23 protein-coding genes are annotated in these 25,387 nt (G+C 73.3%); 14 read left to right on the forward strand and 9 right to left on the reverse strand.

Annotation, left to right across the window (positions count from 1 at the left end; all coding sequences use genetic code 11):
* Positions 1–593: 593 nt before the first annotated feature.
* Positions 594–2,174, reverse strand: a complete 1,581-nt coding sequence (gene serA / locus HCU62_RS05690) for a phosphoglycerate dehydrogenase (protein ID WP_163299048.1) — start codon at positions 2,172–2,174, stop codon at positions 594–596.
* Between the two features lie 126 nt (positions 2,175–2,300).
* The gene (locus HCU62_RS05695) at positions 2,301–3,446 is read right to left on the reverse strand and encodes a pyridoxal-phosphate-dependent aminotransferase family protein (protein ID WP_163299047.1); all 1,146 of its coding nucleotides are present in this window, start codon (positions 3,444–3,446) and stop codon (positions 2,301–2,303) included.
* 423 nt (positions 3,447–3,869) lie between these two features.
* Between HCU62_RS05695 and sat the strand changes: the two genes are divergently transcribed.
* A complete protein-coding gene (sat, locus tag HCU62_RS05700) occupies positions 3,870–5,129 on the forward strand; it encodes a sulfate adenylyltransferase (protein ID WP_163299917.1) in 1,260 nt (419 codons plus the stop codon).
* A 32-nt stretch (positions 5,130–5,161) separates the two neighbouring features.
* Positions 5,162–5,479, forward strand: coding sequence for a DUF6955 family protein (locus tag HCU62_RS05705; RefSeq protein WP_163299919.1), 318 nt, complete (start codon positions 5,162–5,164; stop codon positions 5,477–5,479).
* On the opposite strand, the gene HCU62_RS05710 is transcribed toward HCU62_RS05705, so the two are convergent.
* From HCU62_RS05710 to HCU62_RS05725, 4 genes are read right to left on the reverse strand one after another with little or no spacing between them, the layout of a single operon-like run.
* Positions 5,476–7,077 (reverse strand): hydantoinase B/oxoprolinase family protein, encoded by a 1,602-nt coding sequence (locus HCU62_RS05710; RefSeq protein ID WP_169755490.1) that lies wholly within the window; start codon positions 7,075–7,077, stop codon positions 5,476–5,478. The two genes, HCU62_RS05705 and HCU62_RS05710, sit on opposite strands and share 4 nt — an antisense overlap.
* A gap of 22 nt (positions 7,078–7,099) precedes the next feature.
* Positions 7,100–8,233: a two-component system sensor histidine kinase NtrB gene (locus HCU62_RS05715; RefSeq protein WP_163299716.1), complete on the reverse strand. Its 1,134-nt coding sequence runs from the start codon at positions 8,231–8,233 to the stop codon at positions 7,100–7,102.
* Positions 8,214–10,229: a hydantoinase/oxoprolinase family protein gene (locus HCU62_RS05720; protein ID WP_343066722.1), complete on the reverse strand. Its 2,016-nt coding sequence runs from the start codon at positions 10,227–10,229 to the stop codon at positions 8,214–8,216. The genes HCU62_RS05715 and HCU62_RS05720 overlap by 20 nt, the downstream gene beginning before the upstream one ends.
* Positions 10,222–10,728, reverse strand: a complete 507-nt coding sequence (locus tag HCU62_RS05725; RefSeq protein WP_163299350.1) for a YfcE family phosphodiesterase — start codon at positions 10,726–10,728, stop codon at positions 10,222–10,224. The genes HCU62_RS05720 and HCU62_RS05725 overlap by 8 nt, the downstream gene beginning before the upstream one ends.
* Before the next feature lie 172 nt (positions 10,729–10,900).
* On the opposite strand from HCU62_RS05725, the gene HCU62_RS05730 reads away from it, so the two are divergent.
* Positions 10,901–12,529: an alpha-D-glucose phosphate-specific phosphoglucomutase gene (locus HCU62_RS05730; protein ID WP_163299351.1), complete on the forward strand. Its 1,629-nt coding sequence runs from the start codon at positions 10,901–10,903 to the stop codon at positions 12,527–12,529.
* A gap of 99 nt (positions 12,530–12,628) precedes the next feature.
* Here HCU62_RS05730 and HCU62_RS05735 read toward each other — a convergent pair whose 3' ends face one another.
* Complete coding sequence (locus HCU62_RS05735; protein WP_163299352.1) at positions 12,629–13,411, reverse strand: DNA-binding protein; 783 nt, start codon at positions 13,409–13,411, stop codon at positions 12,629–12,631.
* Positions 13,412–13,625: 214 nt separating this feature from the next.
* Between HCU62_RS05735 and HCU62_RS05740 the strand changes: the two genes are divergently transcribed.
* The 6 genes from HCU62_RS05740 (at position 13,626) to HCU62_RS05765 (ending at position 18,856) form a co-directional block, all read left to right on the forward strand.
* Positions 13,626–14,108: a flavodoxin family protein gene (locus HCU62_RS05740; RefSeq protein ID WP_163299353.1), complete on the forward strand. Its 483-nt coding sequence runs from the start codon at positions 13,626–13,628 to the stop codon at positions 14,106–14,108.
* Between the two features lie 3 nt (positions 14,109–14,111).
* Positions 14,112–14,945, forward strand: coding sequence for a DUF362 domain-containing protein (locus HCU62_RS05745; protein WP_163299354.1), 834 nt, complete (start codon positions 14,112–14,114; stop codon positions 14,943–14,945).
* A gap of 102 nt (positions 14,946–15,047) precedes the next feature.
* Positions 15,048–15,935: a TRAP transporter TatT component family protein gene (locus tag HCU62_RS05750; protein WP_246325302.1), complete on the forward strand. Its 888-nt coding sequence runs from the start codon at positions 15,048–15,050 to the stop codon at positions 15,933–15,935.
* A gap of 96 nt (positions 15,936–16,031) precedes the next feature.
* The gene (locus HCU62_RS05755) at positions 16,032–17,069 is read left to right on the forward strand and encodes a TRAP transporter substrate-binding protein (protein WP_169755491.1); all 1,038 of its coding nucleotides are present in this window, start codon (positions 16,032–16,034) and stop codon (positions 17,067–17,069) included.
* A gap of 3 nt (positions 17,070–17,072) precedes the next feature.
* Positions 17,073–17,579 carry a TRAP transporter small permease gene (locus tag HCU62_RS05760; protein ID WP_163298802.1) on the forward strand — a complete coding sequence of 169 codons (507 nt, stop codon included), beginning with the start codon at positions 17,073–17,075 and terminating at the stop codon, positions 17,577–17,579.
* Positions 17,555–18,856 (forward strand): TRAP transporter large permease, encoded by a 1,302-nt coding sequence (locus HCU62_RS05765; RefSeq protein ID WP_163298801.1) that lies wholly within the window; start codon positions 17,555–17,557, stop codon positions 18,854–18,856. Before HCU62_RS05760 ends, HCU62_RS05765 begins: the two co-directional genes overlap by 25 nt.
* A gap of 11 nt (positions 18,857–18,867) precedes the next feature.
* On the opposite strand, the gene HCU62_RS05770 is transcribed toward HCU62_RS05765, so the two are convergent.
* On the reverse strand, positions 18,868–19,740 hold the full coding sequence (locus tag HCU62_RS05770; RefSeq protein ID WP_163298800.1) for a rhomboid family intramembrane serine protease: 873 nt from the start codon (positions 19,738–19,740) through the stop codon (positions 18,868–18,870).
* A gap of 118 nt (positions 19,741–19,858) precedes the next feature.
* Between HCU62_RS05770 and arfB the strand changes: the two genes are divergently transcribed.
* The 5 genes from arfB to thiE all read left to right on the forward strand — a co-directional run bounded on the left by arfB (position 19,859) and on the right by thiE (position 24,804).
* Entirely contained in the window at positions 19,859–20,281 is a 423-nt protein-coding gene (arfB, locus tag HCU62_RS05775; protein WP_163298804.1) for an alternative ribosome rescue aminoacyl-tRNA hydrolase ArfB, read from the forward strand.
* A gap of 152 nt (positions 20,282–20,433) precedes the next feature.
* Positions 20,434–21,951: an adenylate/guanylate cyclase domain-containing protein gene (locus HCU62_RS05780; protein WP_163298799.1), complete on the forward strand. Its 1,518-nt coding sequence runs from the start codon at positions 20,434–20,436 to the stop codon at positions 21,949–21,951.
* Positions 21,951–23,087 carry a coiled-coil domain-containing protein gene (locus HCU62_RS05785; RefSeq protein WP_163298798.1) on the forward strand — a complete coding sequence of 379 codons (1,137 nt, stop codon included), beginning with the start codon at positions 21,951–21,953 and terminating at the stop codon, positions 23,085–23,087. The genes HCU62_RS05780 and HCU62_RS05785 overlap by 1 nt, the downstream gene beginning before the upstream one ends.
* The gene (locus HCU62_RS05790) at positions 23,084–24,100 is read left to right on the forward strand and encodes a lysophospholipid acyltransferase family protein (protein ID WP_163298797.1); all 1,017 of its coding nucleotides are present in this window, start codon (positions 23,084–23,086) and stop codon (positions 24,098–24,100) included. The genes HCU62_RS05785 and HCU62_RS05790 overlap by 4 nt, the downstream gene beginning before the upstream one ends.
* Positions 24,097–24,804, forward strand: a complete 708-nt coding sequence (gene thiE / locus HCU62_RS05795; protein ID WP_163298796.1) for a thiamine phosphate synthase — start codon at positions 24,097–24,099, stop codon at positions 24,802–24,804. Before HCU62_RS05790 ends, thiE begins: the two co-directional genes overlap by 4 nt.
* Here the strand turns inward: thiE and HCU62_RS05800 are convergent.
* Positions 24,788–25,267, reverse strand: coding sequence for a BCAM0308 family protein (locus HCU62_RS05800; RefSeq protein ID WP_163298795.1), 480 nt, complete (start codon positions 25,265–25,267; stop codon positions 24,788–24,790). The two genes, thiE and HCU62_RS05800, sit on opposite strands and share 17 nt — an antisense overlap.
* Between the last annotated feature and the right edge of the window lie 120 nt (positions 25,268–25,387).

Here is a 25,387-nt window from a genome sequence, read left to right on the forward strand (position 1 = left end):
TCCCTCCAACCTGTTGGATTCGATTCCATCGACGGCACCCCCCGGCGGCGGCCGGGCGGGAGCCTCAAGGCTTCCATCACGGGCGATCCTTCTTCGGCGACTCCGGCGGTCTCACCTCCCTTCACGTTCGGCCCCGACGGGAAGGGGCCTTCGCAGGGTGTCCCGCCGGCCCCGGCGGGAGGCGGCGGCTCCGGCGCGGCGCCCCTTTCGGGGGCCGTCGCGGGCATGGACGCGGGTCGAAGGTATTTCAGATCGGAAAAGTGAGAGCGGAGAAGATGGAGGGAAGATGCCGAAACGGCGGGGCCCGAAGGCCTCCAAGCACTGGAGCGCCCAGCCTGGGCAGGCGGGGCGATGTCAGACGCGGCGGCCGGACCGTCGCATCACGTCTCCCTCCCTGTCCGGGTGTGCCTCTCCCATGCCGCGGCGCCCGGAAGAGCCCAGCGGCGGCACACCTCTTGACGAATGTGGCAGAACGAGCCGCAGCTGTCAACCGGAACTTCCATGATTCACGCAAAAAACGGCGCCCGGTCCCAGGCATAAAAAAGGGGACCGGAAGACTCCGGCCCCCTGAGGCGTCCGTGGGGGAAAGCGGTCTAGAGCTCCACGGGGCGGGCCGAGGTCACGCCGTCCTGCTCCTGGAGCCGGGCGAGGACATCGGGGGAGACGGGCTCGTCCATGGTGAGGAGGATGACGTTCCGGTGGTGGCCCGTATCCTGCCCCACCTGCATGCGGGCGATGTTGACGCCCGCCTCGCCCAGGGTGAGGCCGATCCGTCCGATCACCCCGGGCCGGTCCTCGTTGTAGATGAGCAGCATGTGGCCCTCGGGGACGGCCTCGAGCCGGAAGTCGTTGATGCGGACCAGGCGCGGCTCCTTCTTGCCGAAGATGGTGCCGGCCACGAGGTTGGTGCCGCCGCCGGAGCGGACGGTGACCTGGAGGAGGTTGGTGAAATCCTCCGAGGTCTGGCTCTTGGCCTCGGTCACCTTGATGCCGCGCTCCCGGGCCAGGATCGGGGCGTTGACGTAGTTGACCTCCTCCCGGAGATACGGGGCCATGAGCCCCTTCAGGACGGCCACGGTCACCGGCGCGGTGTCGTACTCCGCCACGTCGCCGAGGTAGCCGATCTCCACCTCCTCCATGGCCCCGTCCTGCATGTTGGCGAGGAAGGCCCCGAGCTTCTCTCCCAGGCGGATGAATGGGCCGAGGCGGACGAGGGCCTCGCCGCCCACGGAGGGCACGTTCACGGCGTTGCGCACCTCGCCCTTGGTGAGGTAGGCCGCGATCTGGTTGGCCACGGCCACCGCGACGTTCTCCTGGGCCTCGCGGGTGGAGGCGCCGAGGTGCGGCGTGCAGATGAAGTTGTCGAGCCCGAGCAGGGGGTTTTCGAGGGTGGTGGGCTCCTTCTCGAAGACGTCCAGGGCGGCGGCGGCCACCTTGCCCGACTTCAGGGCCGCGTAGAGATCGGCCTCGTTGACGATGCCGCCCCGGGCGCAGTTGAGCACCATGACGCCGTCCTTCATCCGGTCGAAGAGGTCCTTGTTGAGCAGGCCCTTCGTCTCGGGGAGGAGGGGGGTGTGGACCGAGATGTAGTCCGCCCGGCGGCAGAGTTCGTCGAGGTCCACAAGCTCCACCCCCAACTTCTCGGCGAGGTCCGGGCGGATGTGGGGGTCGAAGGCCACCACCTTCATCCGGAGTCCCTGGACCAGCTCCGCCACGATGCTCCCGATGCGGCCGATGCCGATGATGCCCAGGGTCTTGCCGGCCACCTCCTGACCCTGGAAGCGCTTCTTCTCCCACTTCCCGGCCTTCATGGAGGCGGTGGCCTGGGGGATGTGCCGGGACATGGCCAGCATCATGGCCACCGTGTGCTCCGCCGCGGAGTTGGTGTTGCCCCCGGGCGTGTTCATGACCACGATGCCCCGCTTGTTGCAGGCCTCGATGTCCACGTTGTCGAGGCCGGTGCCCGCCCGGCCCACCACCTTCAGGCGGTCGGCGGCGGCCACCACCTCGGCGGTGACCTTGGTGTTGCTCCGGATGACGAGCCCGTCGGCGTCCTTGACGGCCTCGAGGAGGGCCTCCGGGGCGAGCCCGAGGCGCTCCTCCACCTCGAGGCCGGCCTGGCGGAGGATGTCGACGCCCTCCCGGGCGATGGGATCGGTGATGAGTACCTTCATTTCGAATGCGTCCTCGCTTCCTCAGCTATTTATTTCGGCGGCGGAGCGGAGGCCCCGCACCCGGACGGCCCCGCGCCGCAGCGGGTCATTCCCGCGGGGGCGGGCGGGGCCGCCGGCCGTGGCGGGTCAGGCCGCGGCACCCGCGAACCAGGCCTCGGCGGCGGCCACGCCTCGGCCCAGCTCCACGGGGTGGCCGAGCCGGTGGAGGGCCCGCTCCACGGCGGCCAGGGCCACCAGCATGTCCCACTCGTCGAGGTGCCCCATGTGGGAGATGCGGAAGATCTTCCCCTTGGCCTGGGCCTGCCCGCCGGCGATGGTGATACCGTACTCCTCGCGGAGGAGCTTCACCACCTCCTGCCCGTCGATGCCCTCGGGGGCCCGAATCACCGTGACCGCCTCGGAGGGCGCCTCGGGGAAGAGGGAGAGCCCCAGGGCGCGGACCCCGGCGCGGGTCCCCTCGGCCAGCCGCCGGTGGTGCGCGAAGAGGGCCGGAAGGCCCACCTCGCGGACCCGGGCGAGGACCCGCTCGAGCCCGATGATGAGGGAGACGGCCGGCGTAAACGCCGTGGTCCGGCGGCCGAGCGCCTTGCGCTCCCGGCGGAAGTCGAAGTAGTAGCGGGGCTGCGTCGAGCGCTCCGCCAGGGCCCAGGCCTTCTCGCTCACGCTCACCATGGCCAGGCCCGGCGGGAGCCCGAGACTCTTCTGCGAGCCGGTCACCACCACGTCGAGACCCCAGTCGTCGGTGCGGATGTCGTAGACGCCGAGCGCGCTGATGGCGTCCACCACCAGCACGGTCTCGGGGCGGGGGCGGACCAGCTCCCCCAGGGCCTCCACCGGGTGCTTGACGCCGGTGGAGGTCTCGTGGGCCTGGACGAAGACCGCCCGGGCCTCCGGGTGCGCCTCGAGGGCGGCGGCCACGTCCGCCGGGTCCACGGCCCGGCCCCAGGCGACGTCCACGTTGACCGCCCGGACGCCGTAGGCCTCGCAGAGCTCCGCCCAGCGCTCGCCGAACTTCCCCCCCCGGACCACCACGGCGGTATCCCCGGGCGCGCAGAGGTTCGCCACCGAGGCCTCCATGCCCCCCGTGCCGGACGAGGCCAGGACCAGGACGTCGTTCCGGGTCTGGAAGAGGTACTTGAGCCCCCCCCGGACCTCCTCCAGGATGGCGGAGAACTGGGGAGAGCGGTGGTGGATGATGGGCTCGGCCATCTTGAGCAGGACGTCCGGGGCCACGGCGACGGGTCCCGGCGCCATGAGGTACCGTTTCCGCATGAAAAGGGCTCCTTTCCCATGGCTCCCCGGCGCTGCCGGGGAACCAGCGGACATCGTTATCGCCAATCCGGCTGGCTCTGTCAAGGGCGGCCGCCCTTGACAGCCGGCCCGGCCTTTGATAGCGAATGACTGTGGAATCCGGCGAAAGACCTTTTCTTGAGGTCTATAACCTTTAGACACGGAGATATTCGGGCTGTCGGCTAATTTTCATCGAGATTAAGTATCTTTTCTCCCGAAATCTCCATCCACGGGAGGTCCGGATGCGGCCTCCGACCGCCATCCACCGGGGAGACCCTGCTCTGCCGCAGGGCACGCGCCGTCCGCGGCATCCCGCCCGGCCGCCCCGCCCCCCCTGAGGCCGCGACCCCGGCAAGCGGCCCCCATCGGAAACGGCATCCCACTATTCGGCCAAGGAGGCGGAAAATGGCGGAAATCGGACATGGCGGCAAGGAGATCGTGGAACGGATCCTCCCCCCGGGGGAGGCCGCCCGCGCCGTGGAGGGGCTCACCCCCTACCCGGTCCGGGACCAGATCGCCAACGAGGTCATCGACATCGCCTACGGGTGGTTCACCCCGCTCGAGGGCTTCATGGGACGGGCGGACGCCGACTCCGTGATCCGGAAGATGGAGCTCGCCGACGGCACCGTCTGGAGCATCCCCATCGTCTTCGACATGAGCGAGGCGGAGATCGCCGAGTACGGCGTCAAGGAGGGCGGCCGGCTGCTGCTCACCTACCAGGGGAACCCCCTCGCCATCCTCGACGTGGAGGAGATCTGGACCTACGACATGGAGGAGATGTGCACCGCCATCTTCGGCACCGCCGAGATGAAGCACCCGGGGGTGGCGCGCACCTGCGGCTACAAGGAGAAGTTCATCGGGGGCAAGGTCACCCTGGTCAACCGGCCCCGGATCAACCCCGTCTTCGAGCCCTATTTCATCCCGCCCCTGGAGATGCGCCGGCGCTTCCGGGAGAAGGGCTGGGCCGCCATCGTGGTGCACCAGACCCGGAACGTCCCCCACACGGGGCACGAGTGGCTCATGAAGGGCGCCTGGGCCCAGGCCTACGGGGGGCTCCCCATCGAGCGGCCCATGGTGGGCGTCCTGGTCAACGCCATCATCGGCCAGAAGCGCAAGGGCGACTACATCGACGAGGCCATCATCCTGTGCCAGGACGAGCTCCGCAAGGCGGGCTACTTCGGCGACCACAACCACATGACCTCCCTCACCTTCTGGGACATGCGCTACGCCGGGCCGAAGGAGGCCGTCTTCCACGCCTGCATCCGGGTCAACCTCGGCTGCACGCACCACATGTACGGCCGCGACCACGCCGGCGTGGGCGACTACTACGACCCCTACGACGCCCACCGGCTCCTGCAGAGCATCCCCAAGGAGAAGCTCAACATCACGCCGGTCTATTCCATGAACTGGCTCTACTGCCCCCACTGCGGGGAGATCACCTCGGAGGGACTCTGCAACCACAAGTCCGAGTGGCAGAAGTTCAGCGGGACCCTCATCCGGAGCATCGTCATGGACGGCGTCAAACCGCCGCGGCTCATCTTCCGGCCCGAGGTCTTCGACCTCGTCATGGAATGCGCGGACCGCTACGGGTTCGGTTCCCCCTTCGTCACCGACGAGTACCTCGCAAAGCGGACCCCGGTCTTCACCATCCCCCCGCTGGGCTGAAGCCGCGGCCGACAAGGAAGGAGCACAGCGCCATGGCGGAAGAAAAGTTCCCCATCAACATATGGGTCAACGAGGAACGCTACCAGAAGCTCCACGAGGCGGAGCTCGCCCACCTGTGCCAGGAGAAGCTGGCGGGCATGAAGGTCATCCAGGTCTTCGCCACCGAGGCCCAGAAGGACCGGATCCTGAAGCTCTTCCCCACGGCCAAGTTCGACGCCTCCACCACCCGGAGCATCGAGCTGCTGCCGCGGAAGGTCAAGGACGCCATCTTCGACATGGTGGTCCGGAAGAAAAAGGTGGACGTCCTGGAGGACTTCCTCAACGAGTACGAGGCCTCGGGCGGCGCCTAGCGGGGGCCTCCACGCCTCCCGGGAGGCGGCGCGCCCCAGCCGCCGCCCCCCGGGGTGCGCACCTCGAGCACGTCGCCGGGCGCAACCTGGATCACGACCTTCCCGGGCAGCACCCGGGTCCGCCCGCCGGAGGCCGGGAAGTAGAGGTTCCGGCCCCGGAGGCCCGGGCCGCCGCCCCGGAGGCCCCAGGGGGCCAGGCGCCGCCGCTCCGTGAGGAGCGTCACGGTGGCGGGCTCGAGGAACCGGTACCGGCGGACGATGCCCTCCCCGCCGCGGAAGGCCCCCCGCCCGCCGGAACCCCGGCGGAACCCGTAGCGTTCCACCCGGAAGGGATAGGCCTGCTCCAGGGCCTCCACCGGGGTGTTGCGGGTGTTGGTCATGTGGACCTGGACCCCGGAGAGGCCCGGCACGCCGGGCCCCGCCCCCATCCCGCCCCCGATGGTCTCGTAGTAGGCGTACCCACTCCCCCCGGCACCGCCGCCCGGCCCGCCCACGGCCACGTTGTTCATGCTGCCGCAGGCGGCGGCGGGGACCCGGTCGGGCGCCGCCTGGGCCAGGGCGCCGAGGAGGCAGTCCACGATGCGCTGCGAAGTCTCCACGTTCCCCGCCGCCACGGGGGCGGGAGGGCGCGCGTCGAGCAGGCTGCCCGGCCGGGTCCGGACCTCGATGGGGCGGAGCGAGCCGTGGTTGAGGGGGTAGTCGCCGCCGGCCAGGCAGAAGAAGACGTAGGCCACCGCGGAACAGGTGACGCTCCGGACGGTGTTGAGCCCCGTCTCCACCTGGCCGGCGCTGGCCCCGAAGTCCACCACCGCCTCGTCGCCCCGGACCAGCAGCCGGACCCGGATGGGGACGGGGCGGGAGCCGAGCCCGTCGTCGTCCAGGGCGTCCTCGAAGCGGTACTCCCCGTCCGGCAGGGCCGAGACGGCGGCCCGCATGACCCGCTCCCCGTAGTCGAGCAGCGGCGGCAGCTTCCGGCAGAAGGACTCCGGGCCTTCCCGGCCGACGAGGTCGAGGAGCCGGCGCCGGCCCCGTTCCAAGGCGGCGAGCTGGGCCCGGAGGTCCCCTTCCCGCTCGGCGGGGTTCCGGACCCGGGCGAGAAAACCGTCGAGGACCTCCCGGTCGAGCCGCCCGCCGCGGACCAGCGCCACCGGGGGGATCCGGACGCCCTCGTCTTCGATCCGCCGGGCCAGCCCCATGGACCCCGGCGTCCGCCCGCCGACGTCGGCGTGGTGGGCGCGGGTGACGAGGTAGAAGAGGGGCTCCCGGTCCGCCGCCCCGGCGAAGACCCCCGCCACCAGGGTGAGGTCGGGCAGATGCGTGCCGCCCAGGAAGGGGTCGTTGGTGAGGACCACGTCCCCCGGCCCCGGCCGGCGGCGGGCGAGGACGCGCTCCACGGTGAGCGGCATGGCCCCGAGGTGCACGGGGATGTGCGCCGCCTGGGCGAGCAGCCGGCCCGCCCCGTCGAAGACCGCGCAGGAGAAATCCCGCCGCTCCTTGATGTTGGCGGAGAAGGCGGACCTCTGGAGGACGATCCCCATCTCCTCCGCCACCGACGCCAGCTGGCGGTTGACCACCTCGATGTCCACGGGGCTCACCATGGGCCGCCTCCGCCCGCCCCCGTCAAGGGCGCTCCGCCTCGTCCCCGCCGTCGCCGATCCGGCGCACGCGCACGGCACGGCGCCGCTCTCCGGGAAGGGAAAGCCGCACCTGGGTCCCCTTGCCCTGGGTGGACTGGATCCCGATGCGCCCCATCTGCTCCTCCATGATCCGCCGGGCGAAGGTGAGCCCCATCCCCACCTGGCCCGTCCGGGTGGTGAAGAAGGGGTCGAAGACCAGGGGGAGGTTCGCCGGAGAGATCCCCGCGCCGGAGTCCGAGACGGTGATCACGCAGGCCCAGGGGCTCCGTTCCGGGGCCGCCACCTCGAGGACGACGGGCCGGGGCCCCTCCCGTCCCTCGTAGGCCTCGCAGGCGTTTCGGACCACGGCTTCCACGGCCATCACCATGAGGTCCGGGTCGGCCATGACCCGCCGCCCTTCCAGCCCCTCGCCCACCGTGACCTCCAGTGTACCGCCGTGGCTCTCCACGAGGCCCCGCACCGCGGCGGTCACCTTGGCCAGCAGCCGTTCCACCCGGATCGGACGGAGCTCGGCCCGCGGCAGCCGGATGAAGGCCGTCAGCGTGGCCAGCAGTGCCTCCAGCCGCGAACTCTCGTTGAGGATCACCTGGACGTACTCGTTCTGCGGCTGGTGCCGACGGGCCAGCCGCCGGGCGAAGCCGCCGATGGCCTGGATGGGGTTGCGGATCTGGTGGCTGATGTCCTCGAGCATCCGGCCCAGGAAGGCGAGGCGCTCGGAACGGCGCATGACTCGCTCGAGGTGCTTGAGGCGCGAGACGTCCTGGACGGCGAGCACCACCACGTCGGCCCCGTCCCAGCGCCCGGGGGTGGTGGACAGGAGCCCGATGAAGGCCGCCCCGTCCGGGCGGCGCACCATGGCCTCGCCCTCGAAGCCCCCCCGGCGCCGGGTGAGTTCCAGGATGTTGTGACAGAGGATCTCCTGGTCCTCCGGCAGGAAAAAGTCCCGGAAGTGCCGGTCCCGAAGCCCCGAGGCGGGCTCCCCGAAGACCCGGGCGGCGGCGGCGTTGGCCCGAAGGACCTCGCCGTCGCCGGCCACCAGCAGCAAGGGGACGCCGAGCCGGTCGAGGACCTCCCACCCCGCGCGGATGTCCGGCGCCTCAGTTCCCGTCTCCGTCATGGCGCTCCCCCTCCCGTTCCATGAGGACGTGGCCGCCGTCCAGGACCCGGGCGCCCCACCCCGGCGGCAGGAGCAGGGTCGTGAAATCGTCCAGCACCAATGCCGGCCCCGAAAGCCGCTCCCCCGGCCGGAGCGCCGCCCGGTCGAGGAGCAGGGCGCTTCGGGGGCCGCCCTCGAACTCCACGGGGGCGCGGCGGCCGTGCCAGGGCGCGGCGGGCCGGGGAAGGACGGCCTCCCGGAAGTCCGCCCCGCCCCTCGGGATCCGGGCCCGGGCCCGGACCGCCGTCACCTCCAGCGGTGCACCCGGCATGTCATGACCGTACAAGAACCGGTGCCGTTCGGCAAAGGCCGCGCCCCAGTCACCCTCGAGGGGGACCGTGACCTCGTAGGACTGGCCGCGGTAACGGACGTCCACGAAGAACTCGCTCCGGGCGGCGGCCGGGTCGAGGCCCGTTCCCCGGATGTCGCCCGCCAGCCGGGCGGCCAACGCCCGGACCGCCGGGCCCGGGTCGATGTCCGAGGCCCCGCGGCCGGCGGCGAAGAAGGCGGTGGAACCGTCGAAGAGGAGGTCGGAGACGGCCATGCCCCGGGCGGAGAACACCCCCGCCCGGTCGGGGAGGATCACGGTGCGGATCTCGAGTTCCGCCGCCAGGGCCGCCGCGTGGAGCCCCGCCGCCCCGCCGAAGCACACCAGGGCGCCCCCCCGGGGATCGTGGCCCCGTTCCAGGCTCACGGCGCGCAGCGCCCGCACCATGTGGGTGTCCACCAGCCGGAGGACGCCGAGGGCGGCCTCGCGGGGGGAGAGCCCCACCCGGGCCGCCAACTCCGCCATCCGCGGCGGCACGCGGTCCGCGGCCAGGGCCAGCCGCCCCCCGAGGAAGGCCTCGGGCCGGAGACGGCCGAGGAACAGGTTGGCGTCGGTCACGGTGATCCCCGTCCCCTTGCCGTAGCAGACGGGGCCGGGGTCCGCCCCGGCGCTCTCGGGCCCCACCCGGAGGAGCCCCCCCGCATCCACCCATGCCAGGGACCCGCCGCCCGCCCCCACGGTGTGGATGTCCATGAGGGGCACCGCCACGGGATAGCCCTCGAGCCGGTAGTCGCGGGTGAGGCTCGGCCCCCCGTCGCACAGGGCCACGTCGGTGGAGGTCCCGCCCATGTCCAGGGTGAGGACCCGGTCGAACCCCAGGGCCCGCCCGAGCTCCCAGGCGGCCTGGACGCCCCCGGCGGGCCCGGACAGCAGCGTCTGGACCGCGTGCGCCCCCACCCCCGCCGCCGGGCGGCAGCCCCCGTTGGAGAGCTGGACGAGGAGCCGGGCCCCCTCGAGCCGCCGCCGGAGCCGCTCTATGTAGCCGCCCACCACCGGCCCGAGGTAGGCGTTGATCACCGTGGTGGAAAGGCGCTCGTACTCGCGGAACTCCGGGAGCACCCGCGAGGAGAGGGAGACCGGGAAGCCCGCCGCCTCGAGCGCCCGGCCGAGCCGCGCCTCGTGGCCGGCGCCGGCGTAGGCGTGGAGCAGGCACACGGCCACGCTCCGGGCCCCCCGGGCCCGGCAGAACCGGACCGCCCGCCGCACCTCCTCCCCGGACAGGGGCTCGAGCACCTCCCCCCGCCAGGTCATCCGCTCCCGGACGCCGGTCACCCGGTGCCGGGGCAGGATCTCGGCGGGGCGGGCGGCGAAGAGGTCGTAGAGGCGCGGGCGGTCCTGGCGCCCGATCCAGAGGACGTCCTCGAAGCCCCGGGTGGTGACCAGGACCATCCGTGCCCCCTTGCGCTCCAGGAAGGCGTTGGTCCCCACGGTGGTGCCGTGGACCACCTCGAGGCCGGCGGGGTCGAGGTCGGGGAAGAGGGCGGCGAGCCCCTCCATGACCGCCGCCGAGGGATCGGACGGGGTGGAGAGGGTCTTCCACCGGCGGGTGCCGCCGTCCGGGAGCCGGCAGAAGAAGTCCGTGAAGGTGCCCCCGGTGTCCACCCCCACCCTGGCCGGCGCCTCACCCACGGCCGCCCTCCAGGAGGACGCGGGTCACGGAGAAGTCCCGCCCGTCCACCAGGGCCCACCCCGGTGGCTCCTTCCGGCCGAGGAGCTCGCCGGGGTTCAGGAGGTGCACGCCCCCCGCCTCCTCCAGGAGGAACCGGTGGGTGTGGCCGAAGCAGACCAGCCGGTGCTCCCCCGCCCGGGCCAGGGCCCGGCCCCAGTCCGGGTCGTGGACCCAGGCCACCGGCCCGCCCGGGGCCTCGATCCGCCCGAAGGCGCCGTGGTGCACCACCCGGCCGCCCCGGGCCTGGCAGTGCCGGGCGAGCAGCAGCTGGTCGCCGGCGTTGTTGCCCAGCACCAGGTGGACCGGGCCGGGGAAGGCGTCGAGTTCCTCGAGGACGAAGGGCGAGACGAGGTCCCCGCAGTGGAGGAGGACCTCGGCCCCCAGGCGCCGGGCCTGGGCCACGGCCGCCCGGACGTTCCAGACGTGGTCGTGGGTGTCGCTCATGACGGCGATCTTCACGCGGACCTCCGGCAGCACGGGATCACGGGGCGAACGCCCCGGCCCCCGGATTTACCACGGCCGCCCCGGCGGCGAAAGGCCGGGGCCCTTGACAGGAGGGCCGCCGCCCGATACGGAGGAGGCACCCCGGCCCGGGCGCCGGGCGCCCCTTCCCCCACCCACAGGAGGCCCCATGCAGATCCGCACCGTCGCCACCACCCCGTTTCCGGACCAGCGGCCGGGCACCTCCGGCCTCCGCAAGAAGGTCGCCGTCTTCTCCCAACCCCACTACCTCGAAAACTTCGTCCAGTCCATCTTCGACACCCTGGACCTTTCGGGCAAGGCCCTGGTGCTCGGCGGGGACGGCCGCCACCACAACGACGTGGCCATCCAGGCCATCCTCCGCATGGCGGCGGCCAACGGGGTGGGCCGGGTGCTGGTGGGCCGCGGGGGCCTCCTGTCCACCCCGGCGGCCTCCTGCATCATCCGCCGCCGCGGGCTCGCCGGCGGCTTCATCCTCTCGGCGAGCCACAACCCCGGTGGCCCCGGCGGCGACTTCGGCCTCAAGTTCAACGTGGAAAACGGCGGCCCCGCGCCGGAGAAGGTCACCGAGGCCTTCTGGCGCCGGAGCCGTGAGATCACCGAGTACCGCACCGCCGAGGCCCCGGACCTCCCCCTGGACCGGCCCGGCATCCAGCGCCTGGGCGGGATGGAGGTGGAGGTCATCGACCCCGTGGCCGACTACGCCGAGCTCATGGAGCGGCTCTTCGATTTCGACCGGATCCGGGCCCTCTTCGCCGACGGCTTCCGGATGCGGTTCGACGCCATGCACGCGGTCACCGGGCCCTACGCCGCCGAGATCCTCGAGCGGCGGCTCGGGGCGCCGCCGGGCACCGTGGTCCGGGGGACGCCGCTCCCCGACTTCGGCGGCGGCCACCCGGACCCGAACCTCGTCCACGCCCGCGGCCTCGTGGCCCTCATGAACGGCCCGGACGCGCCCGACCTCGGGGCCGCCTCGGACGGCGACGGCGACCGCAACATGATCCTCGGCCGGGGCTGCTTCGTGACACCGAGCGACAGCCTGGCGGTGCTCGCCGCGGAGGCCCGGCTCGTCCCGGGCTACGCCGGGGGCTTGAAGGGCGTCGCCCGGTCCATGCCCACCAGCACCGCCGTGGACCGCGTGGCGGCCGACCTCGGAATCCCCTGCTACGAGACCCCGACGGGATGGAAGTTCTTCGGCAGCCTCCTGGACGCCGGCCGCGTGACCCTCTGCGGCGAGGAGAGCTTCGGCACCGGCTCCGACCACGTGCGGGAGAAGGACGGGCTCTGGGCCGTGCTCTTCTGGCTGAACCTCCTGGCCGTGCGGCGGGCGCCGGTGGCGGAGATCCTCGAGGACCACTGGCGGCGCTACGGGCGCACCTATTACACCCGCCACGACTACGAGGCCCTGGACCCGGCGGCGGCCGCGGGGCTCATGGATCACCTGAGACAACGGCTCGGGGAACTCCCCGGCCGGGAGGTCGGGGGGCGGCGGGTACGGGCGGCCGACGAATTCGCCTACACGGACCCCGTGGACCACAGCCGGAGCACGGGGCAGGGGATCCGGATCGTCTTCGAAGACGGCGCCCGCATGGTCTGGCGCCTTTCGGGAACCGGCACCGAGGGCGCCACCCTCCGGCTCTACCTCGAGCGCCACGAGCCGGACCCGGCCCGCCAGCACGACGACCCCCAGGCGGCGCTGGCGGATCTCGTGGCCGCCGCCCGGGCCCTGGGGGAGATCGAGGAGCGGACGGGTCGCGACCGGCCCTCGGTCATCACCTGATGGCGTCGCAAAGAGGATCCCGGGCCGCGGCGGTGCCTCGGACGGGATGCCCCGGACGCCGCGGCCCGAACGACCCGGGGACCGGCAAGGGGAGGCCCGCTACCGGGTGACCTTGGCCCCCTCGACGATCACGCCGTAGCGGTAGCCGGCCCCGAAGTCCTTGTCCACGGCCAGGGTCCCCTCCACGGTGACCACCTCGCCCTTGGCGGGAAGGTCCGCGGAGGTCACGGTGAGGTCGTAGGTCCCGGCGGTCTCGTCCCCGGTGCCGTCCTGGAGGTGGATCCAGTTCCGGCCCATGATGTTGGGGCTCACCTTCACCACCTGTCCGCGGACCCGGACCTTCTTCCCCGCGAGCCGGTCCCGGCCGGCGTGGATCTCGGCCACGGTGTAGGCATGCTCACCCTCGGCCTTGAGGACGTGGACGTCCGCCCGGGGCGTCAGGGGGTGCCCGCCCGCGGAGGCCTTGGTCCCGGAACCCATGCCGGCCTCCGGGGCCGGGGCCGTCGCCCCCGGCCCGTCCGCCGGCCCCTCCGAGAAGACGATCTCCGGGAAGGTCCGGTTGAGGGTCCGGCTCTGGAAGTCGTGCATGACCGTCCCGGGCTTGAGCGTCAGCCGGTCGCCCACGGCGGCCTTCATCTCGCGGACCGCCACCCAGACCTTGCCCGTCCCCGTGTCGAGGCGCAGGTAGGTGTAGCCGCCGCTGTTCATGGTCTCCACCACGGTGCCCCGGATGAGGCCCGCGGCGGCCGGGGCGGCGGCCTCGCCCTGCCCCGCCCCGCCTTTGGAGGAGGCGGCCTCCTGCCGCTGGCACGCCGCGCCCGCCAGGACGAGCACCAGCACCATCATCCCCTGCACCAGCCGAAAGACGATACCCCGTTTCATGGCAAGGATTCTCCTCGTGGGGGCGCCGGGCGCCCGTGGAATGCCGGGCCGGCCGCACCCGGCCGGACCTCCTCCGACCCCTACCTTATCCGGCCCCGCCCGTCAATAGGCGGCGCGGCCCTTGCGGCGGGCGCCGCGGCCGGGCTTTAATAACGATGGGATGGCGGCCCCGCCCCACCCCGAGACATCCCGAGACATCGAGGAGGTGACGACCATGCCGAAGGTCCTGGTGCTCTACTACTCCAAGGGCGGCCACACCCGGAAGCTGGCCGAGGCCGTGGCCCGCGGCGTGGCCGAGGGCGGCGGCGAACCGGTGCTCCGGAGCACCGCCGAGGTCACACGCTCCGACTTCGAGGCGGCCGCCGGCGTCATCGCCGGTTCCCCGGTCTACTTCGGGGTCATGGCCGCGGACCTCAAGCGGGTCTTCGACGAGTTCGTGGGCCTGCGGCGCCGGATGGAAGGCAAGGTGGGCGCCGCCTTCGCCACCGGCGGCCATCCCACCGGGGGCAAGGAGACCACCATCCTCTCCATCCTCCAGTGCATGCTGATCTACGGCATGATCATCGTGGGCGACCCCCTGGACGCCTCCGGCCACTACGGGGTGGGCTGCGTGGGCGAGCCGGACGCGACCGCGGAGGCCGACGCCGCCAAGCTGGGGGCCCGGGTCGCGGCGCTCTGCCGGAAGCTCCACGGGTAGCCGGTGCCGCCCGCCACGCCACGGGCCCCCGGCCGGATCTGGGAGATCGCCGCCGACGCCGCGGGCGCCGCCGCCCGGCTCCTCGAGGCCTGCGGCCTGGCCGCGGCCCTCTCGGGCGTGGAGACCGTCCTGGTGAAGCCCAACCTGGTGGAGGCGCTGCCGCCGCCCGTCACCACGCCGCCGGCCCTGGTGGGGGCCGTGGTGGACTTCGTCCGGGCCGCCGCCCCCGGGGCCCGGGTCGTCATCGGAGAGGGGACCGGCGCCCGGCGCCTCGAGACGGGCGAGGTCTTCCGCGCCCTGGGCTACGAGGCCCTGGCCCGGGAGAAGGACGTGGAACTCCTGGACCTCAACCGGGCCCCCACGGTCCGCCTCCGCCGGCCGGAGCTGGGGCGGTGGCCCGAGATGCACCTTCCCCGGGTGGCGCTCGAGGCCTTCCTCGTCTCCGTCCCGGTGCTCAAGGTCCACACCCTGGCCGGCGTCACCCTCACGCTGAAGAACATGATGGGCCTGGCGCCCCCGGGCCGCTACCAGGTGCCGGGGCACTGGAAGAAGTCGGCCTTCCACGAGGGGATGCAGGCGGCGGTGGCGGACCTCGCCCGCTACCGGGCCCCGGACTTCACCCTGCTGGACGCCTCGGCCGGCCTGCCCTTCTCGCACCTCGCCGGCCCCGCCTGCCGCCCGCCGGTCAACCGCCTCGTGGCCGGCTTCGACCCGGTGGCCCTGGATGCCTACGGGGCGGGGCTCCTCGGGAGGGACTGGCGCGAGATCGGGCACATTCACGCCCTCCACGGCGAGCTGGGCCGGGCCGAGCCCCTCGAGGTCACGGTGCCCGCCTGACCGCCGCCGGGCCGGGCCTTGCATCCCCGGCCGGGACCGTGCTAGCGTGGAGGCGCTCCCGTGCAGGCGGGCCCGCCGGATCCACCGGCCGCGAGTCCATCCATGCCCAGCATTCCCAGGGCCGCCGCCCCCTCCGCCCGGCTCCGCGGCCTCCTTCTCTGGCTCCTCCTCCCGCTGTGCCTCTCCTCCTGCGGCTGGATGGTCGACCGCGCCACGAGCCGCCTGGCCGCCGACCTCACCGAGGCCATCCGCAACCAGGACGACCCGGAGACGGTGCGCCAGGGGGGCCCGGCCTACCTCCTCCTGGTGGACGCCCTTATCGCCGGGTCCCCGGACAACGAGGAACTCCTCTCCGCCGGGGCCTCGCTCTACGGCGCCTACGCCGGCTTCTTCGTGGACGACCCGGCCCGCGCCCGGCGCCTGGCCGGAAAGGCCCTCGGCTACGGCGCCCGGGCCCTGTGCCGGCGCCGCGCGGCCGCCTGCGCCCTCCGGGGCCTCCCCTTCGACGCCTTCCGCTCGGCCCTCGACGGTTTCGGCCGCGGCGACGTCCCCGCCCTCTTCGGCCTCGCCACGGCCTGGACCGGGTGGATCCAGGCCAACGCCAACGACTGGAACGCCGTGGCGGAACTCCCCAAGGTCCAGGCCCTCCTGCGGCGGATCCTGGAGCTGGACGAGGGCTACCGGGCGGGCGAGGCCCACCTCTACCTCGGCGCCCTCCTCGCCCTCCGCCCGCCGGCCCTGGGGGGGCGGCCCGAGGCGGCGCGGCGCCACTTCGAGCGGGCCATCGCCCTCTCCGGCGGCCGGAACCTCATGGCCAAGGTCCTCTACGCCGAGCGCTACGCCCGGATGGTCTTCGACAAGGCCCTCCACGACCGCCTGCTCCGCGAGGTCCTGGCGGCCGACCCCTCGGCCCCGGGCCTCACCCTCACGAACACCCTGGCCCAGGAGCGGGCGCGGCGGCTCCTGGCCGAGAGCGACGCCTACTTCTGAGCGCCCGGCCCCGGTGCCTCCCCCCGCGCCCCTTGGCCCGAAGGGCGATCCCGGGTAATAATCCCGGGTGAGCCCCTCGCTCCCGGGAGACCCCCCATGATCCGACCCGCCGCCCTCCTCGCCGCCGTCCTCGCCCTCGCCGCCGTCCTCGCCCCGGCCCCGCCCGCGGGCGCGGGCACCGTGGTCTTCAAGATCGCCACCCTCTCCCCCGAGGGGGCGCCCTGGATGGTCCACATGCGCGAGGGGGCCGCGGAGATCGCCCGCCGCACCTCGGGCCGGGTCGCCTTCAAGTTCTATCCCGGCGGGGTCATGGGCAACGACCAGAGCGTGCTCCGCAAGATCCGGGTGGGCCAGCTCGGGGGCGGCGCCGTCACCGGCGGCAGCCTCTCCTCCGTCTTCCCCGACGTCGCCGTCTACGGCATCCCCTTCCTCTTCGACTCCCTGGACGAGGTGGACTACGTCCGCCGGCGCATGGACCCCGGCATCCTCGAGGGGCTCGAACAGCGGGGCTTCGTGAGTTTCGGCCTGGCCGAGGGCGGCTTCGTCTACCTCATGTCCGCGGCCCCCATCCGCGCCGTGGCGGACCTCCGGCGCCGAAAGGTCTGGGTGCCCAGCGGCGACGTGGTGAGCACCACCGTCTTCAAGGCCCTCGGCGTCACCCCCATCCCGCTCCCCCTGGCGGACGTGCTCACCGGCCTCGAGACCGGCCTGGTGGACACGGTGGCCACGTCCCCCATCGGGGCCATCGCCCTCCAGTGGCATACCCGGATCCGGTACCTCACCGACATCCCGCTGAGTTACGTCTACGGGCTCCTCGTGGTGGACCGGCGCCTCTTCTCGCGCTTGTCGCCGGCGGACCAGGCCGTGGTGCGGGAGGTGATGTCCCGGGTCTTCCGGGAACTCGACCGCCAGAACCGCGACGAGAACCGCAAGGCCCTCGAGGCCCTCCGCCGCCAGGGGATCACCTTCGTGGAGGCGCCGCCGGAAGAGGTGGCCGAGCTCAAGCGGATCGCCGCCGGGGCCGTCGACGACCTGGCCGGAAAGGGCGTCTACCGGCCGGCCACCCTGGCGGCCCTCAGGACACACCTGGCCGAATACCGGCGCCGGGCCGCGGCGGCACGGGGAGGGCCCTAGCCAGTGCCCGACGGCGGACGCCCGGGGCCGGCCCTCCTCCGGCTCCTCGCCCGGCTGGAGGACGCCCTGCTCGTGGCCCTCCTCGGGGCCATGGTGGCCCTGGCGGGGCTCCAGATCGTGCTCCGCGAGCTCTTCGGCTCGGGGCTCGCCTGGTCCGGGCCGCTGCTCCGGATCCTCGTCCTCTGGGTGGGCATGGCCGGCGCCATGGTGGCCGCCCGCGACGACGACCACATCCGCATCTCCGCCCTCCGCCGCTTCCTCCCGGACAGGTGGCGGCCGGGGATCGAGGCCGCCTCGGACCTCGTCACGGCCCTGGTGGCCGGCGTGGTGGCCGCCCAGGCCGCCCGCTTCGCCTACATGGACTGGAGCTACGGCACCGAGGCCATGCCCGGCGTCCCGGCCTGGGCCTGCGAGGCGATCCTGCCCCTGGCCTTCGGGGTCATCGCCCTCCGCTACCTGGCCTTCGCCTGGACCCGCGCCGCGGAATGGCTCGGGAGGAAGCGGCCGTGATCCTCGCCGGGCTCCTGCTCCTCGCCGCGGCCCTGGCCGGGACGCCGCTCTTCGCGGTGATCGCCGCCGCGGCGCTCCTCGGTTTCCACGCCGCCGGGGTGGACCTCTCCGTGGTGCCCATGGAGATCTACCGGATCACGGAGACGCCGGTCCTCCTCGCCATCCCGCTCTTCACCTTCGCCGGGTACGTGGCCAGCGAGAGCCGGGCCTCCCGGCGCCTCGTGGCCCTCACCGACGCCCTCCTCGGCTGGATGCCCGGGGGACTCGCCGTGGTGGCCCTCGTGGCCTGCGCCTTCTTCACGGCCCTCACCGGGGCCTCGGGGGTCACCATCATCGCCCTCGGGGCCCTGCTCTACCCGGCGCTCCGGCAGGCGGGCTACGACGACCGGTTCAGCCTGGGGCTCCTGACCTCCTCCGGGAGCCTGGGGCTCCTCTTCCCGCCCTCCATCGCCCTCATCCTGTACGGGATCGTGGCCCAGCAGCTGGACGCCGGGGGAGGCACCGTGGCCATCGGCGACCTCTTCTTGGCGGGGCTTCTGCCGGGGCTCCTCATGGTGGCGCTCTTGTCGGCCGCCTGCGTGTGGTGGGGGCGGCGGCGCACCGCCCCCGTCGCGGCCTTCTCCGCCCGCGCGGCCTGGACGGCCCTCCGGGCCGCGGCCTGGGAGCTGCCCCTCCCCGTGGTGGTCCTCGGCGGGATCTACTCCGGCTACTTCGCCATCTCCGAGGCGGCGGCCGTCTCGGTGCTCTACGTGCTGGTGGTGGAGGTCCTCGTCTACCGGGAGGTCCGGCCGCGGGATCTCCCGCGCATCATGCGCGAGTCCATGGTGCTGGTGGGCGGCGTGCTGGTCATCCTCGGCGTCTCCCTGGCCTCCACCAACTACCTCATCGACGCCCAGGTGCCGGCCCGTCTCTTCGCCTTCATCCAGGCCCACATCCAGAGCCGGCTGACCTTCCTCCTGCTCCTGAACCTCTTCCTCCTGGTCCTCGGCATGCTGCTCGACATCTTCTCGGCCCTGGTGATCGTGGTCCCCCTGGTCCTGCCGGTGGCCGTGGGCTACGGCATCGACCCGCTGCACCTGGGGATCATCTTCCTCGCCAACATGCAGATCGGCTACTGCACCCCGCCGGTGGGCATCAACCTCTTCATCGCCAGCTACCGCTTCAAGAAGCCCGTCACCGAGCTCTACCTGGCCAGCCTCCCCTTCCTGGCGATCCTGCTCCTGGCGGTCCTGGTCATCACCTACTGGCCCGCGCTCTCCCTGGTCCTCGTCCGCTGACCGCCCCCCCCTCAGCGGAGGGCCGCCCACCAGGCCGCGGCGGGGCCGACCCAGGCCGCCAGGGAGAGACAGAGGGAGGCCCGCGGTCCCGGCGGGCCGGCGCGCAGGGGACCCGCCCCGGCGGCGGCCCCGGCCGCCAGGCCGGCGAGGAACCCGAAGAGGTGGGCCGTCACGTCCGTCCGTTCCCCGCCTGTGCCGAGGAAGGCGAGGAGCACCACCCCCGCGACCACGGGCCGGACCAGCTCCCCGGCCGACCGCCGGTCCCCGGGCGCCGCCGCCTGGAGGCCGCACAACGCCCCGATGACCCCGAAGACCGCCGTGGAGGCCCCGATGGAGACGTGAGGCGGGGTCACGGCCAGGGCGTTGGCCAGGTTCCCCAGGGTGCCGGAGACCAGGGCCAGGCACCAGGCCGCCGCCGGGCCCACCCGGCCGGCCAGGAGGTACAGGACGAGCCCGCCCACGGCGAGGTTGGCCAAGAGGTGCTCGATGTCGGCGTGGAGGGTGAGCGCCGTGACGAGGCGCCACCACTCCCCCTGTCGGATGCGGAGGGCGTCGGCGGCCCCGGCCTCCACGAGCCGCGCGTGCCACGGGTCAAGGAGGGCCCAGCCGAGGAGCCCGGCGACCAGCAGGAAGGCCCAGGGCGCCGGCCGCGCCACCCGGGGACCGGCCGGCGGCGCCGCCGGCCGGTCCGGGTTCTCCGCCCGGTAGGCCTCGATCTCCCGGAGGGCCCGGGGGGCGTCCCCGGCGCGCACCGCCACCCGCGCCCCGCCCCCGGCGGCCACCACGCGGCACGGGATCCCCCGGGCCCGGAGCACCAGGGCCACGAGCTCGGCCTCCTCCGGGGAGACCGGCGTCTCGGGTATGAGCAGATCTCCGGGATCCATGCGGCCTCTCCTCCGGCGGCCGGGGCTCCGGGCCGCCTTTTCATTGTAGCCCATCGTCGGGACGCCATCCCGCGGGGCGTTGGCGAACCCGGCGGCCGGACGTAAAATGGGGCTTGCCGTGATCCGGGTCACTCCGCACATCGTCCTTCACGAGGCGGACCTGGAGTTCCGCTTCGTGAGGGCCCCAGGTCCCGGGGGGCAGCACGTCAACACCGCCGCCACAGCGGTCCAACTGCGCTTCGACGTCGACCGCGCCCGGGGGCTGCCCGACGAGGTCCGGCGGCGGCTCCGCCGGGCGGCGGGCCGCCGGCTGAGCGCCGGGGGGGTGCTGGTCATCGAGGCCAACCGCTTCCGGAGCCAGGCCCGAAACCGGGAAGACGCCCTGGCCCGGCTGGTCCGGCTCATCCAGGGGGCCGCCGAGCGGCCGGCGCCGCGCAAGGCCACCCGGCCCACCCGGACCTCGCGCCGCCGGCGCCTCGAGGCCAAGCGGCGCCGGTCGCACATCAAGCGGCTCCGCCGCCCCGCCGCACCCGGAGATTAACCCCGGGGGCGCCGGCGGCCGAGGAAGAACCAGGTAAGGACGCGGCCTTGACCCATCCCCCGGCCGCCGGTAGGCTCCGGGGCCGGCCGCCTCTCGCGGACATGTCACGGCGCCAGCACACGGGGCGGCCCGCCGGGCCGCCGGGAGGATCCTTGGCACAGAACGGGACCGTCGAGACCCGCGGCGGACGCCCCCGCGTCCCCTTCCTGGACCGCCTGCGCCCCGGCTACGTCCCCATCGCCATCAAGATGGCCCTGGCCATCTCGCTCCTCATCGTGCTGGGGATGACCGGCCTCGGCCTCGTGATCCTCAACAACCAGACCCGCCTCCTCCAGAACCAGATCAGCGCCTACGGCATGACCATCGTCAACCAGATGGCCGAGGCCGCCAAGGAGCCCATCCTGGCCGGCGACACCCTCACCCTGGAGATGCTCGCCACCAACCTGGCCAAGGACCCGGCGGTCCTCGGCACGGCCGTCTTCTCGGTGGACGGGAAGCTCCTGGCGAAGAACGGCCTCAGCCCCTTCGACCCCGGGGCCCCCTACGCCGGGCGCCAGAAGGACTTCCTGGGCCCCGAGGTCCGGATCTTCGAGTGGCGCCAGGCGGGCCGCGCCCACGGCGACCCCCACAACGTCTCCTTCGTGGCGCCGGTCCGGTTCCGTGACGTCATCGCCGGCTACGTGACCCTCACCTTCAGCCGGGGCACCATGAACAAGGTCCTCCAGGACTCCGTCCGGGTGGTCCTGGCGGCCACGGTCTTCATGATCCTCGTGGGGATCGGGCTGGCCTTCTTCATGGGACGCCGCCTCTCCCGGCCCATCCGGCACCTCATGGACGCCAGCCGGGCCATCGGCGAGGGCGACTACCGCTACCGCATCCGCGAGCGGCGGAACGACGAGCTGGGCTACCTCATCGCCTCCTTCAACCAGATGGCCGAGGGCCTCCTCCACAAGACCCAGGTGGAGGCGGCCTTCTCCCGCTACCTCTCGCCCGAGGTGGCCCGCGAGGTCCTCGACAACCTCGACCACGTGGAGCTCGGTGGGAAACACGTCACGGCCAGCGTCCTCTTTGCCGATATCGTAGGATATACGTCCCTTTCCGAGAAGATGAAGCCGGACGAGGTGGTCCGTTTCCTCAACGCCTATTTTTCGCTCATCGCCCGGGCCGGCTCCTGCTTCCAGGGGACGGTGGACAAGTACATGGGCGACTGTGCCATGCTGGTCTTCGGCGCCCCCCAAAGCGACCCGGAGCACTGCTTCCACGCCGTGGGCTGCGCCGTGCTCATCCAGCGCCTCGTGGCCGAGCTCAACCGGCGGCGCACGGAGCGCGGGGAGGTGCCCGTGGAGTTCCGCATGGGGATCAACACCGGCGAGATGCTCGCCGGCAACATGGGCTCGCGCGAACGCATGCAATACACCGTGGTGGGGGACGCCGTGAACCTCGCCTCCCGCCTCTGCTCCACGGCGGACCCCGGCCAGGTGGTGATACCGGAACACGTTCACGCGGACCCGGCGGTCCGGGAACGGGTGATCGCCCGGCCCCATGCCGCCATCCGGGTCCGCGGGCGGACCGATCCCGTCACCACCTACGTGGTCCAGGGGGTCGTCCCGGAGGTGGAGCGCCGGATGCAGGCCGATATCGAAAGGATCCTCGCGGAGGCCGCGGCCTGATGCGCCCGCGCCTCTTCCCGGCCATCATCCTCGCCGCCCTCTGCCTGTGCCTGGCCGGCGGCTGCGCCCGGATCTCCCTCCTCCTCCAGCCCACCACCATGGACCGCATCGACCAGTGGCTGGAAGAGGACGAGTACGGCCTCGCCCTCCTCGCCCTGGAGCGGGTCAAGGGGACCGACCCGGAGGCCGAGAGGCTCCGGGCCCGGCGGCCCGAGATCGAGGCCCGGGCCCGCGCCTACGAGGAGCGCGTCCTCCGCGAGGTGAAGGCCAGGCTCGCCCGGGACGACTGGTACGGGGCCTCGGAGGCCCTGGACGCCGCCCTGGAGAAGTATCCGCAGGGGAAACGCCTCGAGCAGGCGGACCAGGACCTCCGGCGCCGCCAGGAGGAAAAACTCGGCCGCCTCGACGACCGGCTGCTCCTGCTCAGGGCCGAGCACCTCGAAAAATCCCTCCCGGTCTACCGCGACATCGCCCGGGTGGAGGCCCCGCCCAAGAACCTCAAGGCCCGCTGGCGGGCCCGCCGCATCGAGTTCGAGCTGGCCGCCATCGCCGACCAGCTCCTGGACCGCGGGCTCAAGCGGCTCCGTTCCGGTGACCTCGCGGCCGCGGACGAGTTCCTCACCCTCTCCGCCCGGCTGAAGGACACCCCCGCCGCCCGCCAGGCACTGGCCCGGCTCAGGGGGATACAGGCGGAACGGGCCCGCCGGGTCAAGCTCCGGGTGGAGAAGAAGACCCGGAAGAAGAAGACGCGGCGCATCGCGGAGACCCTCGAGGCCGCCCGCCGGGCCCTGGCCGCCGGGGACCTCGTCCGGGCCCGAAGGCTCGCCGAGGACCTCGTAACCCTCGGGGCCTCGGGCACGGCGGCCGAGGCCTTCCAGGCGGACCTCGAGGCGGCCACGAGGCGGCGCGTGGCCGAGCTCTTCCGGGAGGGGAGCATCCTCTACCGGGGCGGGCACATCGAGGAGGCCAAGGCCCGGTGGGAGGAGGTCCTCCGGATCGACCCCGACAACAGCCTGGCCCGGAGCCACGTGGAACGGGCGGACCGGGTCCTGCGGAAATTGCAGGAACTGCGCCGGCGGGATAAAAAGGGACCGCCCGCCCCGGCCGAGGCGCCACGGGGCGAGGCCGCGCCATGAAAGAACGCACCCGACAAACCGTGGACGGAAAGGTCTTCACCCTCGAGGCCCGGAAGCGCCCCCTCCGGGTCCGCCTCCGCAAGGCCTGGCACGCCGCCGCCCTCCGGGGCTTCGCCCGGTGCGTGTGGCTGCTCTCCCGCTTCGTGCCCTACCGGCTCGGCGTCCGGGCGGGGGGCGCGCTCGGGAATCTCCTGTACCCGTTCCTCCGCCGGGAACGCGAGCGGGCCCTGGCCCACCTGGCCCAGGCCTTTCCGGAACGGGACGAGGCCTGGCACGCCGCCACCGCCCGGGCCTGCTTCGCCCACATCGGCAGGGCCATCTTCGAGCTGGCCCTGGCGCGCCCCGACCGGCTCGGCGAGGTCACGCGGTTCGTCGGGGCGGACAACCTCCGGAAGGCCATGGACATGGGCCGGGGCGTGGTCTTCGTCACCGGCCACGTGGGCAACTGGGAACTCATGGGGGCGGCCATCGCCCAGGCGTACCCGGTGAGCGTGGTGGCCGCGCCCGTGAAGCCCGAGCCGGTCAACGACCTCGTGGTGGCACTTCGCCGGCGGCTCGGCGTGCGGACCATCCTGCGGGACCGGCCCGGCGCCGCCCGGGAACTCATCCGCGTCTTCCGCCAGGGACGGGCCCTCGGCATCCTCATCGACCAGGACACCAAGGTGGAGGGCGCCTACGTGGACTTCTTCGGCCGCCCCGCCTGGACCCCCACCGCGGCCGCGGCCATGGCCCTCAAGTTCGGCGCCCCGGTGGTCTTCGGCTGGACCCATCGCGACCCCGACGGGCGCCACACCATCACCATCGAGGGCCCGCTGGAACTCGTGCAGACCGGTGACCTCGAGACCGACATCGTGGCCAACACGGCCCTCTTCACCCGGCTGATCGAGGCGGCCATCCGCCGCCGGCCCGAGCAGTGGGTCTGGATGCACCGCAGGTGGCGCCGCCGCCCGCCCCGAACCCTCCGGCGATTCGCGGAGCCGGCGCCCCCCCCGGGCCGGGCCGCCGCGCCGTGACGGCCGCCGCGGAGCGGCCGGGCCGCAGCGGGCGCCCCGCCTCGAACGCGGCGGCCGCCGTGGACTTCTCCCTCTACCTCGTCACGGGCCGCCGGGGCATCCCCGGCGGCCGCGGCCTCCTGGATGCCGTTCGAGAGGCCCTGGAGGGGGGCGTGGGGGCCGTCCAGCTCAGGGAGAAGGACCTCCCCCCCCGGGACCTCCTCCCGCTGGCCCTGGAGCTGCGGGACCTCACCCGCCGCCACGGCGCCCGGCTCCTGGTCAACGACCGGGTGGACGTGGCCCTGGCCGCCGGGGCCGACGGCGTCCACCTCGCCGCCACGTCGCTGCCGGTGGCGGCGGTCCGGCGGATCACCGGGCCCGGTTTCCTGGTGGGGGTCTCCACGCACAGCGTGGCCGAGGTCCTGGAGGCGGAAGCGGCCGGGGCGGACTTCGTCACCTTCGGCCCGGTCTACCCCACGCCGTCGAAGGCCCGCTACGGCCCCCCGGTGGGCCTCGGGCCCCTGCGCGAGGCCTGCCGCCGGGCCGCCCTCCCGGTCTTCGCCCTGGGGGGCGTCAAGGCCGCCAACGTCGCGGAGGTCCTGGAAGCAGGCGCCGCCGGCGTCGCCCTCATCTCGGCCGTCCTCTGGGCGCCGCGCCCGGCCGAGGCGGCCCGCGCCTTCGCCCGCCTCCTCGGGGACCGGCCCGCCCCTACCGGCTCCAGCTGACCCGGATCCGCTTTTCGCCCTCGGCGTACTGGAAGGAGAAGTCGCCCTGGTAGGCCCGGGCCAGGGCCTCGCCGATGCGCCGGGCCACGTGGACCCCGGTGGTGAGGACGAGGACGCCGTCGGCCGTCTCCTCGACGGCCATGATGCGCTCCATGGGGCGGGCGGCCTTCTCCGCCGCCTCCTCGTTCCGGACGAGGTTCAGGATCTCGTCGCGGTGGCGCCGGAAGAAGTCGCCCCGGATCTCCACCCGCCCCGCCGGGTAGCCGTCCTCGGCCCGCTGGCAGGCCGGGCAGGTGACCCGGGCGGCGCCGGGCGGCGCCTCCTGCCAGCTCCAGCGGCCGCCGGCGAAGAGGGCGCCGCAGCGGCCGCAGACGGCGGGCTCCGGGAGCTTGCCCCGCCCCCGGTAGGTGTCGTGTCGCTCCTCCTGGACCAGCCTGTCCCGTCGCCCGTACTGATCGCGCATGCCCGGCTCCTTTCGGCATCGGCGCCCCGCCGGGGGCACCGCCCCCGCCGGGGCCGGATGGCGTCTCTGGTTCCACGCTAGGGACGCCGGTCCCCCGAGTCAAGGCCAACCCACTCCCGG

Source organism: Dissulfurirhabdus thermomarina (assembly GCF_012979235.1).
GTDB classification, from domain to species: Bacteria; Desulfobacterota; Dissulfuribacteria; order Dissulfuribacterales; family Dissulfurirhabdaceae; genus Dissulfurirhabdus; species Dissulfurirhabdus thermomarina.